General features: G+C 70.4%; 12 protein-coding genes. All 12 read left to right on the forward strand.

The annotated features are described in order from the left end of the window. Positions 1 to 1,638: an acyl-CoA dehydrogenase family protein gene (locus tag CHC08_RS15355; RefSeq protein ID WP_089207944.1), complete on the forward strand. Its 1,638-nt coding sequence runs from the start codon at positions 1 to 3 to the stop codon at positions 1,636 to 1,638. After that, on the forward strand, positions 1,635 to 3,287 hold the full coding sequence (locus CHC08_RS15360; RefSeq protein ID WP_089207945.1) for an acyl-CoA dehydrogenase family protein: 1,653 nt from the start codon (positions 1,635 to 1,637) through the stop codon (positions 3,285 to 3,287). The genes CHC08_RS15355 and CHC08_RS15360 overlap by 4 nt, the downstream gene beginning before the upstream one ends. A 20-nt stretch (positions 3,288 to 3,307) precedes the next feature. Then, on the forward strand, positions 3,308 to 3,556 hold the full coding sequence (locus tag CHC08_RS15365; protein ID WP_089207946.1) for an acyl carrier protein: 249 nt from the start codon (positions 3,308 to 3,310) through the stop codon (positions 3,554 to 3,556). Further along, positions 3,553 to 4,485, forward strand: a complete 933-nt coding sequence (locus CHC08_RS15370; protein ID WP_089207947.1) for a 3-oxoacyl-[acyl-carrier-protein] synthase III C-terminal domain-containing protein — start codon at positions 3,553 to 3,555, stop codon at positions 4,483 to 4,485. Before CHC08_RS15365 ends, CHC08_RS15370 begins: the two co-directional genes overlap by 4 nt. 33 nt (positions 4,486 to 4,518) lie before the next feature. Then, positions 4,519 to 5,871, forward strand: a complete 1,353-nt coding sequence (locus CHC08_RS15375) for a preATP grasp domain-containing protein (RefSeq protein WP_218825319.1) — start codon at positions 4,519 to 4,521, stop codon at positions 5,869 to 5,871. Further along, positions 5,868 to 7,130, forward strand: a complete 1,263-nt coding sequence (locus CHC08_RS15380; RefSeq protein ID WP_089207949.1) for a type III PLP-dependent enzyme — start codon at positions 5,868 to 5,870, stop codon at positions 7,128 to 7,130. Before CHC08_RS15375 ends, CHC08_RS15380 begins: the two co-directional genes overlap by 4 nt. 18 nt (positions 7,131 to 7,148) lie before the next feature. Continuing rightward, the gene (locus tag CHC08_RS15385) at positions 7,149 to 7,412 is read left to right on the forward strand and encodes an acyl carrier protein (protein WP_089207950.1); all 264 of its coding nucleotides are present in this window, start codon (positions 7,149 to 7,151) and stop codon (positions 7,410 to 7,412) included. A gap of 2 nt (positions 7,413 to 7,414) precedes the next feature. Further along, on the forward strand, positions 7,415 to 8,248 hold the full coding sequence (locus tag CHC08_RS49575) for a hypothetical protein (RefSeq protein ID WP_089207951.1): 834 nt from the start codon (positions 7,415 to 7,417) through the stop codon (positions 8,246 to 8,248). Continuing rightward, positions 8,245 to 8,820 (forward strand): acyl-CoA dehydrogenase family protein, encoded by a 576-nt coding sequence (locus tag CHC08_RS15395; RefSeq protein ID WP_089207952.1) that lies wholly within the window; start codon positions 8,245 to 8,247, stop codon positions 8,818 to 8,820. The genes CHC08_RS49575 and CHC08_RS15395 overlap by 4 nt, the downstream gene beginning before the upstream one ends. Further along, entirely contained in the window at positions 8,817 to 9,980 is a 1,164-nt protein-coding gene (locus CHC08_RS15400; RefSeq protein ID WP_089207953.1) for an acyl-CoA dehydrogenase family protein, read from the forward strand. Before CHC08_RS15395 ends, CHC08_RS15400 begins: the two co-directional genes overlap by 4 nt. Beyond that, on the forward strand, positions 9,973 to 11,313 hold the full coding sequence (locus CHC08_RS15405) for an MATE family efflux transporter (RefSeq protein ID WP_089207954.1): 1,341 nt from the start codon (positions 9,973 to 9,975) through the stop codon (positions 11,311 to 11,313). Before CHC08_RS15400 ends, CHC08_RS15405 begins: the two co-directional genes overlap by 8 nt. A 27-nt stretch (positions 11,314 to 11,340) precedes the next feature. Further along, positions 11,341 to 12,011 (forward strand): condensation domain-containing protein (locus CHC08_RS15410; protein WP_218825320.1); only part of this gene is annotated, 671 nt, incomplete at its 3' end.

The following is a 12,011-nucleotide window of genomic DNA, read 5'->3' on the forward strand; positions in this document are numbered from 1 at the left end:
ATGGACCTCGACACCCTGCTCGGCGATCCCGCCGACCCGGACACCCTGTTCTCCTACGCCCGCTGCGCCGAATTGGACCGCCGCGAGGAGTTTCCCGAGGAGATCTGCCGCGAGCTGGACCGGCTCGGGCTGCCCGCCCGCTACGTGCCCGCCGAGCACGGCGGAACCCTCACGGACTATCCCGAACTCCTCGACCTGATCAGGACCATCGCCCGGCGGGACCTGACCGTCGCCGTCGGCCACGCCAAGAGCTACCTCGGCTCGGTGAGCGTGTGGGTCGCGGGCGGCAGGGCCCAGGCCGGGGCGGTGGCCGCCGACGTCATCGCCGGTGTCCCGGCGTCCTGGGGACTGACCGAGCGCACCCACGGCAGTGACCTGCTGGCCGGTGAGGTCAGGGCCACGCCGGTCCCCGGAGGCTACCGCGTCACCGGCGAGAAGTGGCTGATCAACAACGCCACCCGGGGCAGCCTGCTCAGCCTGCTCGCCCGCACCGACCCGGACGGCGGCCCACGGGGGTTCAGCCTCCTGCTGATCGACAAGCGTGAGCTGGACGGGGCCGACTACACCTGCCTGCCCAAGGTTCCCACCCACGGGATCCGGGGCGCGGACATCAGCGGCATCGCCTTCCACGACGCCCCGGTCCCGGAGAGCGCGCTGATCGGACCGGAGGGCGGCGGTCTGGAGGTGGTGCTCAAGGCGCTCCAGCTCACCCGGACGATCTGTGCCGGGCTCTCACTGGGCGCCGCGGACCAGGCGATCCGCCAGGCCGAGGGGTTCACCGCCGAGCGCAGGCTCTACGGCCGTCTCCTCAGTGAGATGCCGCATGTGCGCAGGACGCTGGGGGAGGCACACGCCGCCCGCTTCGTCGCGGAGGCGGTGACCACGGTCGCCGCGCGCGGCATCCACGCGCTGCCGTCCGAGATGAGCGTGATCTCGGCGGTGACCAAGGCCTTCGTACCGGCCAGGGTGGACGAGCTGATCTTCGCCTGCGGCGAACTGCTCGGCACTCGCGCCTTCCTCACCGAGGTTCACGATCACGGTGTGTTCCAGAAGCTGGCCCGCGACCACCGGGTGGTCTCCATCTTCGACGGCAACTCGTTCGTCAACGAGAACGCCCTGATCAACCAGTTCCCGGTCCTGGCACGCGGCTACCGGTCGGGCCCGGCGGACGGGCCGGGCCTGAGCCGGCTGCTCGACCTCAGCGCCGCGGTCGGCGGTCCCGACCACAGCGGGTTCACCCTGGTCTCCAGAGGGGGATGCGGCCTCGTCCAGGGTCTGCAGGCCGCGGTGGACGGGCTGAGCGCGCCGGACGCGGAGCGCGCCCGGCAGCGGCAGGACCTCGGGACCGTCGAGGCGCGGGCCCGCGAACTGCTCGCGCACTGCGACGACCTGCACGCCGAGCTCGCCGCGTACGCGCCCAACCCGCGCGAGGTGCCGCCGGAGGCGTTCGTCCTGGCCCAGCGGTACGAGTGGTGCTTCGCCGGAGCGGCGGTCCTGCAGCTCTGGCTGGCCAACCCGGGGTGGAAGGACCAGGTCTGGCCGGAGGCGGCCCTGACCTACGTGCTCGCCCGGCTGGGCTCCAACCCGGACCGGGCGATCTTCGACCGGCTGTTCGACGAGACGCGGGAGCGCGCATGAGCGAGATGCTGGAGAAACTCCTCGGCGATCCGTGGGACCCGGCCAATCCGGTCAACCACGCCGCCGTGGTCGCGGCCGACGAGCGGCAGGAGATGTTCGCCGAGGGGGAGCGGCTGCTGGACGAGTACGGGCTGAACGCCGAGTTCGTGCCCGTCGCGTTCGGTGGCCGGCTGACCGGGGTGGACCGGCTGGTCCGGGTGATGCGCTCGGTCTGGCGGCGCGACCCGGCGCTGGGCCTGGGCTACGGGGCCAGCTCCTTCATCGCCTCGGTGAACGTATGGGCCGCGGGCGACGACGGGCAGCGCCGCGCGTTCGCCGACCTGATGCTGGCCAACCGGAAGATCGCGTCGGTCTACCACGAGCTCGCGCACGGCAACGACTTCGCCAGGGCCGAGTTCGCGGCCACCCCCGGACCCGGGGGACGGCTGCTGCTCAACGGGCGCAAGGAGGTGGTCACCAACCTCGAACGGGCCGACTCGATGGTCATCTTCACCCGGACCTCGGACGAGGAGGGCAGCCGCAGCCACTCCCAGCTCTTCGTGCACAAGGCCGACCTGCCGCCGGACCGGATGACCTACCTGCCGCGCTTTCCCAGCTCGGGTATGCGCGGCGTCCAGCTCGGCGGCGTGGTTTTCGACGACTGCCCGATCCCGGACGGCTCCGTGCTCGGCACGCCGGGCCGGGGCATCGAGACGGCGCTGTGCTCCTTCCAGCTCACCCGTACGGCGCTGCCGTCGATGATGGTCGGAGTGGTGGACACCGGCCTGCGCGCCACCCTGCGCTTCGCCACCGCCCGTGCCCTGTACGGCCGTAGCGTCGCGGCCATTCCCCAGGTCCGGTCGATCCTCGCCGAGGTCTACGCCGACCTGCTGATCTGCGACGCGTTCGGCACCGTGGCCGCACGGGCGCTGCACCTGCTGCCGAGAGAGACGAGCGTCTACGCCTCCCTCGTCAAATATGTGGTGTCCAAGCAGCTCATCGACGCGATGGACCGGCTCTCCCTGATCCTCGGCGCGCACTTCTACATCCGCGAGGGCGTCTACGCCGTCTTCCAGAAGCTCCTGCGCGACCTGGGGGTCATCGGGTTCGGGCACGCGGCACGGGTGGCCTGCCTGGCCACCGTGCTGCCGCAGATCCGGCAGCTCGCCCGGCGCTCCTGGCTGACCGCGGACGAGCCTCCCGCCGGACTGTTCCAGATCGGAGGGGAGCTGCCACCGCTCGACTTCGCGGCGCTGACCCCCAGCGCCGCCGGGCGCGACAGCCTGAGCACCGCGGTGCTTCCCGACGCGGCGCTGCCCGGAGAGGTCGCCGTGCTCGCCGGACTGTTCGCCGACGAGCTGGGCCTGCTCAAACAGGACGCCGCCGAACTGCGCCCGCGTGACCTCGGGGTGGACGCCAGCCCCGAGGCACTGAGGGTGGCCGCCAGGTACGCGACGGTGCTCGCGGCGAGCTCCTGCCTGAACGTCTGGCGTGCCGGCGGCGGTGACCCGGCCTGGGTCGTCGCCGCGCTCACCCGGCTCGCGGGCCAACTCGGCCGGGGGAGCGGGCGGCTGCCCGAGGCGATCTCCCGGCGGCTGTTCGACGAGCTCCTCGACCGACACGGGGAAAACCGGGGCTTCGACCTGGCAGGTCTCCCCCTCCCTGGTTAAGACAAGCAAGGAGACCGAAAATGTCCGATTCGGCAGACGACCTGCGCGGCTGGCTCGTCCAGCGCGTGGCCTCCTACCTGGAGAAGGATCCCGCTGAGATCAGCACCTCGGTGTCGCTCACCAAGTACGGCCTGGACTCCGTTTACGCGTTCGTCATGTGCGGCGACATCGAGGACCACCTCAATGTGACCCTGGAACCGACGGTCGCCTGGGACTACCGGACCATCGACGCGCTGGCCGAGCACCTGGACACCCTGGGGGGCCGGTGATCTCTCTCCAGGCGGTGGCGAGCTACCTCCCATCGCAGAGCGTGCCGATCAGGTCCATGCAGGACGCCCTGGGATTGACCGACGCTCAGATCAAGGTGTTCGAGCGTTTCTACGGTCTCTCCCACATCCTGCGGGATCCCGACGGCACCGTGGTCGACCTGATGCTGGCCGCCGCCGGGAAACTGGACGCGCTCCGCGGCCGGGAACACCTGGTCAGGTATGTGATCCAGGCCAGGACCATGCCGGTGATCGCGCCGTACCCCGTCAACCCGATTCACGACGTGCGCGCGTTTTTGGGCCTGGAGCACGCGGAGGCGTTCGCCGTCCACAACCACGCGTGCGCGTCCGGCCTGCTGGCCGTGGAGCTGTCCGGGCGGCTGCTGGCCGCCGACGGAGACCCGGACGCGCTTGCGCTGATCTTCACGGGGGAGAAGACCTTCACCCCGGCCGCGCAGACGGTGCCCGGCACCGCCGTCAACGGCGAGGGCAGCGCGGCGATCCTGGTCGGCCTGGACGGCGATCGCGACAGGGTGCTCAGCTACGCGACCCACACCGACGGCCGGTTCAGCGCCGGGCTGTCGCTGTCGGACGAGGCGGCGGCGGAGTTCCAGCAGATCTATCCCGAAACGCTGGCCGCGGTGCTGAACGAGGCGGTCGAGAAGGCCGGGCTCACCCTCGGCGACCTCGCCCTGGTGCTGCCGCACAACGTCAACCGGGTCTCCTGGGTACGGCTGTGCAAGCTCATCGGCCTCCCCCTGGATCGGGTCTTCCTCGACAACGTGCCCGTCACCGGGCACTGCTTCTGCGCCGACCCCTTCCTCAACTACCAGTCGGCGAAGGAACTCGGGCGGCTCCAGCCGGGCGACCACTATCTGATGGCCGCCGTCGGACTGGGCGCGACTTTCTCCGCGATGGTCTTCCAACACTGAGAGGACACGCACGTGCAGAATTTTCTCAGCCGTGTGAAAACGGCCCTGACCGGCGCGGCCGACACGCCGCTGGTCTTCCTCGGCAACTTCGAGGTCGAGGACCAGTGGGCGGACGGCGAGGCCGGACTGCCCAGGACGGCCTTCAGATCGAGCGCCGCCGTGGTCAACCGGATGGACGAGTTCGCGATGCTGCTCGCGGGCGCCGACGACCTCGTCGTGCTCAAGGCGGCGCCCGACGAGGCATATCTCGCCCATCTGGGCGAGCTCGGAGTGGCGCTGCCCCGGTTGCTGACCGTCGCCCGCAACAACCCCGAGCAGACCGTCACCAAGGACGCGCTCGCCGACCCCGCCCTGCTCACCACGCTGGGTGAGCTGGCCGGCCGGGGCGCGATGCTCTCCCCGCACGGCACCTCCGTCCTGGAGGAGGAGCTCGCGGAACGGTCTGGACTGCCGCTGGCCACGCCGTCCGCCGCCGTGTGCAAGGCGGTCAACAGCAAGATTTACAGCCGTCGCGTCGCCGACGAGACGGGCCTGAGGCAGGCCGCGGGCTGGACCGCCGACACCCTCGACGAGCTGGAGTCGGCCGTGGAGGAGGCGCGCTCGTTGCTCGTCTTCGGCCGCCGGGTCGTGGTCAAGGACGCCTTCGGCGTCTCCGGCAAGGGCATCGCCGTGATCGAGAACGAGCAGCGGCTCGACCGGTTGCACACCATGATCCAGCGCCAGGCCGCCAAGTCGGGCGACAACCGCGTCTCGCTGCTCATCGAGGAATGGGTGGACAAGGTGGCCGACCTGAACTACCAGTTCACGGTCGCGCGGGACGGCTCGGTCCACTTCGACTTCGTCAAGGAGGCCATCACCGAGGGCGGTGTGCACAAGGGACACCGCATTCCGGCCCGGCTCGACCAGCGGCAGACCGGCGAAGTGGAGAAGGCCGCGCGGGTCCTCGGCGAACGGCTGGCCGAGGACGGATTCCACGGCGTGGTCGGCGTGGACGCCATGGTCGACCCGGACGGACAGCTCTACCCGGTGATCGAGATCAACGCCCGCAACAACATGTCCACCTACCAGGTCCGCATGCAGGAGACCTTCGTCGCGGAGGGGCAGATCGTCCTGGCCAGGCAGTACCCACTCCGGCTCACCGGGCGCCTGCCGTACGAGCGTCTGCGCCGGGTGCTGGACGGCCTGCTGCTGAGCGGCCCCGGCGGCAGCGGGCTTCTGGTGAACAACTTCGCGACCGTCAACGCGGGCGCGTCCGAGGAGCGGGACCGGTCGTTCGACGGACGCCTGTACGGCCTGCTCCTCGCCGAGGACCAGGACCGGCTGACGGCCCTCGACGCTGAGATCGCCGGCCGCCTGGCCGCCGAGACCGAAGGGAGTGTGCGATGAGCGGAGAGTTCGAGGTGCAGGGGATCACGGTCTCCGAGCTGGCGCGGGAGTACGGCACGCCGCTGTACATCTACGACGGGGACGCGCTGAGGGAGCAGTTCCTCGGCCTGCGCACCCGGCTCCATCCCAAGCTGGAGATGTTCTTCTCACTGAAGTCCAACCCGAACGTGTCGATCTGCGCGCTGCTGCACTCGCTGGGTGCCCGCGCCGAGGTGTCGTCGCTGGTCGAGCTGGCCACCGCCCTGCAGGCGGGCGTGAAGGGGGAGGACATCATCTTCCTCGGCCCCGGCAAGAGCCGCGAGGAGCTGCGGACCTGCGTGAACGAGAACGTGCACGCCATCGTCTGCGAGTCGTTCGGCGAGCTGGAGCTCATCGAGGAGGTGGCGAAGGAGCAGGAGAAGATCGTCAATGTCGTGCTGCGGGTCAACCCGAGCTTCTCCGTCAAGGGCTCCGGGCTCACCATGGGGGGCAAACCCCGGCAGTTCGGCATCGACGAGGAGCAGATCCTCGCCGATCCCGGGCTGGCGACGCGCTTCTCCAACGTCCGGCTGATGGGCGTGCACGCCTACATGGGCACCCGCATCCTCAGCGAGGAGGTGGTGGTGGAGAACACCGTGCGCATCCTGGAACTCGCCGAGCGGATCGCCACGAAGCTGGACTTCCCCCTGGAACTGGTCGACGTGGGGGGCGGGCTCGGCATCGCCTACTTCGAGGGCGAGCGCGACCTCGACCCCGAGCTGCTGACCAGCCGGTTGAACCCCGTCATCGAGGATTTTGTCAGCCGGTATCCCGACACTCGAATGATCATGGAGCTGGGTCGCTACCTGACCGCTCCCAGCGGTACCTACATGGTCCGGGTCCGCTACGTGAAGACCTCCATGGGGGAGAGGTTCGCGGTCGCGGACGGCGGCACCAACCACCACATGGCCGCGGTCGGGATCGGCTCCTTCGTCAAGCGCAACTTCCCGATGCGCCTGCTCAACCGGATCGACGAGGAGGCCACCGAGCCCTGGTACGTCACCGGTCCGCTCTGCACCCCCAACGACACCATCGGCAAGGGCGTCCTGCTGCCCCCGGTCCGCACCGGCGACCTGCTCGGCGTGCTCCGCTCCGGCGCCTACGGGCCCACCGCGTCCCCCGTCCTGTTCCTCAGCCACGGTTCGCCGGCCGAGGTCCTCGTCAAGGACGGCAGACACCACCTCGTCAGAGAGCGGGACGGCATCGACGACCTGCTCCGCCAGCAACACCTGTCCATCTGAAACAAGGAGGCCCACACTATGAGCGAGACCCAGGTCATAGACCCTCAGAAGATCATTACCGTCATCTCCGCGGCCCTGGCCGACGTGCTCAAGCGCGATCCCGACTCCATCACCGAGACCACCCGGCTCTTCGACGACCTCGGTCTCGACTCCACCAGCGTGCTGGAGCTGCTGATGCGGCTGGAGGACGAGATCGGCGTGGAGTTCGACACCGACACCCTGGAACAGCGCCACTTCGAGAGCGTCGCCACCCTCGCCGACTACGTCGCAGAGCAGGCCTGACCATGGGCCTTCCCGGTACGGGTCTGCGGCTGGAGCGAATCGTGTCGCGGGTGTTCGGGGAGGGCCGCCCCTTTCTCCCCGAATCGGCCAGCCCGCTGCTGAAGAGCTACATCGACGATCTCACCGGCCTCTACGGAATGACGCACCGCCCGGATTTCCTGACCTCCACCACGCGTAACAGCTACGCGGAGATGGCCGAGGGCGTCCTGGCGGAGATGGTGCCGCTGCCGGACCCGGTCGGAGTGGTCGCGCTGGCCACCATGGCGCCCGACGCGGACATGCTCCAGTCGCCGACCGCGCTGCTGGCTCACGCCGTGCCCGGCTCCCCCCTTCCATTGGGGGTGACCGACCAGGGGGTGGTGGCGCCGTTCACGGCCCTGCGGCTGATGGGGGAGTTCGCCGGGACGGGGCACGGCCTTCTGGTGATCATGGATCAGCGGAGCCTGCCGTACGAGACCGGGGCCGCCGAGCGGCCCGCCGAGGACTGCGCGGTCGCCATCCTCCTGGGCGGAGATGACGGCGCCGACGACCTCTCCCTCGTCCGGATGGTCGACGTCGCCCCCGGCGACGTCCGGTCGGCGCTGGCGGCAGAACTGGTCGGACGGGACATCACGGTGATCGCCCGTCCCGGACTCGACCTGCCCGGCGGGCTGGCGGATGTGCGGTTCGCGTTCCCGGGCCGGCCGTGCACCGGGATCTGGGCGGCCCTCGCGGAGGGGATCGAGGGCTGGCGGTCCACCGGCCGGCGCGTGGTACTCGCCGACTACGACAGCACGCTGCGCTACCTCAGCCTCTGCACGGTCGAGGTACGCCAACGCGAAAGGGCCGAGGCATGATCGACTACAACGAGATCCGGGACGTGGCGAGGGCCGACGGCCTGGTCGCCGCGCTCCTTCTGCTCCACCTGCGATGCGGCGGCGACCCCGTGTACGGCCCGGCCGGGCACGCCGTGCTCCCGGCCTCGATCGCCGGCGACGAACCCCCGCTGCTCACCCTGGACCTGTACGGCGACACCCTCGTCGCGGTGCGGGGCCGGGGCGTCCCGTCACGGGAGTGGTCTCTCGGCCTGGCCTGGCTTCGGCTGGGACTGTCGGAGGGACTGCTCGGCCGGTGCCTGTCCTACCTGGGCGCCCGGACGGCGGGGGACAGCCCGCTGCTGGTCCAGCAGCTCGTCAAGGGACAGCTCGCCGAGGCGGTCACCGAACACCTGCTGATCCAGGGCGTGCTCCACGAGGAGCTTGCCGCCGAGGCGCTGGACGACCTGCACCTGCAGATCACCCTGGCCGACCGGATGCTGCTGCGACTGCTCGGCGGCAGCGGCTTCCGCGCGGACGGGCCGGGCCAGAGCGCCCACGTCTCGGAGCTGCTCGCCGACGCCTACACCGGAACCGCGGAGGTTCGGACATGATAGAGCTGGACGACCGGCTGAGCGCCCTGCGCGACCACGCACGCGAGTGGGCCGGCGAACTGCGTCCCCTCGCCCTGGAGCTGGAGCGCGACCCCGAACTGATTCACAAGCATCTGGAGCTGCCCGGCGTCTCGTTCCTGGCGCGCACCCCGATCCCCGCCGAATACAACCCGGATCCGGTGACCATCGGCGGCCATCGCTTCCACGGTACCGGCGGCCTGGAGCGGGTCACGTTCTGCGAGGAGTTCGCCGCCGCCGACGTGGGCATGCTGCTGGCCGCGCCGGGTCCCTCCCTGTCCGGCGTGTTCGTCGCCCTGCTCGGGGACGAGGCCCAGAAGGAATGGTTCTTCGGACGGCTTCTGGAGCGCCCCACCTGGACCTTCTTCGCGCTGACCGAGCCGGATCGCGGCTCCGACGCCGCCGCGCTGACCAGCGCGCTCACCACCGCCCCCGACGGGGAGACGCTGCTGCTCAGCGGCACCAAACGGTTCATCGGTAACGCCGCCAGGGCCGACCTCGGCGTGGTCTTCGCCCGCACGAGGCCGGGACCCCTCGGGGTGATCGCGGTGCTCGCCGAGACCCGTGACCCCGGATTCTCCGCCACCCCGTTCCCCACCGTCGGACTGCGCGGCAACCAGGTCAGCGAGGTGAGTTTCGACCGGGTCGAGATCCCCGCCGACCGGGTGCTCGGCCGGCATCTGTCGCCCACCCGGCGCGGCCTTGCCGGTGCGGTGGCGGGCTTCAACCGGCTGCGTCCCGGCGTCGCCGCGCTCGGCCTCGGCGTCGCCCGGGGCGCCTACGAATACGTGCGGGAGCACCGGCGCGCGCTGACCGGCGACGAACGCGACCGGCTGGACCGGCTCGGCCGCCGGATCGAGGGCGTGCGCCAGCTCGTCCGCCGGGCCGCGCTGGCACTGGACCACGACGACCCGAGCCTCGGCCACCTGGCCTCGGCCGCCAAGGCCCGCGCGGCCCGGCTGGCCGAGGAGACGACGCTGGAGGCGGTCGGCTTCTTCGGTGCCGGAGCCCGGCTGGAGCACCCGCTGCTGGACAAGTTCGTCAGGGACGCGAGAGGAACGGAATACATGGAGGGCACCCGGAACATCCAGTGGCTCAACGTCTTCCAGGGACTGTCCCAGGGGAGGCTGCGTCATGGCTGAACAGACACTGGCCCACCCCGTGCCCGCGCCCGGCTCTCCCACCACGCACCGCCGAATCCTCTCGCTGGCCCTGCCGATGATGGCGGCCGAGATCGTCGGCGTCCTCGTCCCGATCGGGGTGATGGTGCTGATGGGACGGATGGTCGGCGACGAGGCGCTCTACGTGCGCTCGCTCTTCGTGCCGATGGAGAACCTGTTCATCGCCGTCCAGGCGGCCTTCGGCATCACCACCCAGGTCGTCGCCGCGCTGAGCCGGGGCGAGGGCCGTCGCGAGGACGTCATGGGCACGGTCGCGAGCATGGCCAGAACCTGGCTGGTCGTCGGCCTGGTCACCTGCGTGCTCTTCTTCGCCTCCGCCGCCGCACTGGCCGGGCTGCTCGGCGTCACCGACGCGGCCCGCGATGACTTCATGGCGTTCCTGCGCTGGATGTCACTGGCACACCTGACCTTGCTCGGCCCGATGCTGACCGCGGCCGCCCTGCGCGGGTACGGCCACGCTCGTGCGGGTGCTCTGGTCACCCTGACCAGCGCGGGCGTGGAGCTCGGCGGGGTCGCACTGCTCGGTCTCGGCTTCGGCTGGGGAATCACCGGCGTTCCCGTGGCGGTCGCTGCCGCCGGTCTCGTCGGCACCGTGCTCGGCCTGGTCACGCTCCGCCGTACCGGGCTGTGGCGGCCGGGCGACTCCCTCGCCTGGCAGCCGGGCACGTTCGGCCACCTCGGCCAGGTCGGAGTGCCGGTCGCGGCGACCTACGTCGTCATGTTCGGCAGCATCCTGGCCCTGGAGTGGGTGCTCAGCCCCTTCGGAGACAAGGTGATCTCCGGCTTCGCCGGGGCCAGCGTCCTGCAGGTGCTGGTCATCATGCCGGGCATCGTGCTCGGCTCGGCCATCGCGATCGTGATGAACGAGCAGCGGGGCGCCGGTCGGCGAAACCTGTTCGCCGGCACCCTGAAGGGGGGCCTGCAGATCGCGCTCGGCCTGTACACCGTGGTGGCGCTCGCCGCCTGGTTCGGCAGGGACGTGCTGGCCCATCTGATCACCGGCAATCCCGAGATCGCGGCCGAGACGAGTGCCTATCTCACCGTGGTCGGCCCCACCTACCTGTTCATGGGCCTGGTGCTGACCTCCGTGACGCTCCTGGAGCAGATCGGCGGCGGTCCGCTGGCGCTGGCGCTCAACGCGGGCTACTTCGTCGGCATCGTAGTGGTGGGCGGCTGGTTCGCCCGGTCGATGGGCGAGTCCGCCGGGCTCTACCGCACCATCGCCGCCTTCAACCTGGGCGGCCTCGTGGCGGTCGCCATCACGATCCTTTTTGTTCGCCGCCTGTCCCGCTAGGGCTCTCCACCGAAAGAGGTTTTCGTGATGGCAAAGCTGGTGCGCCGCCAGGTCGGCTTCAGCGGAACGCGCTCTGTCACCGGGCCGTTCACCTGGGGTCAGCGGCAGATATGGCGAGACATCCAGTTGATGCCGGACGCCGCGTTCTACAACGTTTCCCAGGTGTTGCTCACCGCCGAGGGGCTGCAGCTCGACGACGTGCTCGACCAGCTCACCGCGTTGCTGGGACGGCACGAGTCGCTGCGCACGCTGTTCGGCGCGGACGACGCCGGAGACCTCCGCCAGCGGGTTCTCGCCAAGGGCGAGGTGGAGGTCGAGGTGCTGCTCGCCGACTCCGACACCGACCACGACATCGTCGGGCTTTTCGAGGAGGAGGAACGCCGGCTGGTCGGCGTGGCGTTCGACAACGCGGTGGAGGTGCCGTTCCGCGCCCTGATCGGGGTGCTCGACGGGATGCCCAGGGTGCTCATCCTGTGCGTCTCCCATCTGGCCGCGGACCTGCTGAGCGTGCGCATCCTCGTCGACGAGCTGTCCGCCGCGCTGACCGCGCTGATCGCCGGGCGCCGCCCGCCGGAGGTGCCGACCTCCAGACAGCCGATCGACCAGGCGGAGTGGGAACGGTCGGCCGAGGGAATCCGGCGGATGGACAAGGCCCTGCACTACTGGGCCGGCCAGTTGTCCACGGTGCCGCCCAGCAT

The organism is Streptosporangium subroseum, assembly GCF_900188345.1.
Lineage (GTDB): Bacteria > Actinomycetota > Actinomycetes > Streptosporangiales > Streptosporangiaceae > Streptosporangium > Streptosporangium subroseum.

What these genes read in the sequence shown, in the direction of transcription:
- CHC08_RS15395 (WP_089207952.1), top strand. Translation starts at nt 8,245, where the DNA reads ATGATCGACTACAACGAGATCCGGGACGTGGCGAGGGCCGACGGCCTG.
- CHC08_RS15355 (WP_089207944.1), top strand. Translation starts at nt 1, where the DNA reads ATGGACCTCGACACCCTGCTCGGCGATCCCGCCGACCCGGACACCCTG.
- CHC08_RS15385 (WP_089207950.1), top strand. Translation starts at nt 7,149, where the DNA reads ATGAGCGAGACCCAGGTCATAGACCCTCAGAAGATCATTACCGTCATC.
- CHC08_RS15365 (WP_089207946.1), top strand. Translation starts at nt 3,308, where the DNA reads ATGTCCGATTCGGCAGACGACCTGCGCGGCTGGCTCGTCCAGCGCGTG.
- CHC08_RS15380 (WP_089207949.1), top strand. Translation starts at nt 5,868, where the DNA reads ATGAGCGGAGAGTTCGAGGTGCAGGGGATCACGGTCTCCGAGCTGGCG.
- CHC08_RS15360 (WP_089207945.1), top strand. Translation starts at nt 1,635, where the DNA reads ATGAGCGAGATGCTGGAGAAACTCCTCGGCGATCCGTGGGACCCGGCC.
- CHC08_RS15405 (WP_089207954.1), top strand. Translation starts at nt 9,973, where the DNA reads ATGGCTGAACAGACACTGGCCCACCCCGTGCCCGCGCCCGGCTCTCCC.
- CHC08_RS49575 (WP_089207951.1), top strand. Translation starts at nt 7,415, where the DNA reads ATGGGCCTTCCCGGTACGGGTCTGCGGCTGGAGCGAATCGTGTCGCGG.
- CHC08_RS15400 (WP_089207953.1), top strand. Translation starts at nt 8,817, where the DNA reads ATGATAGAGCTGGACGACCGGCTGAGCGCCCTGCGCGACCACGCACGC.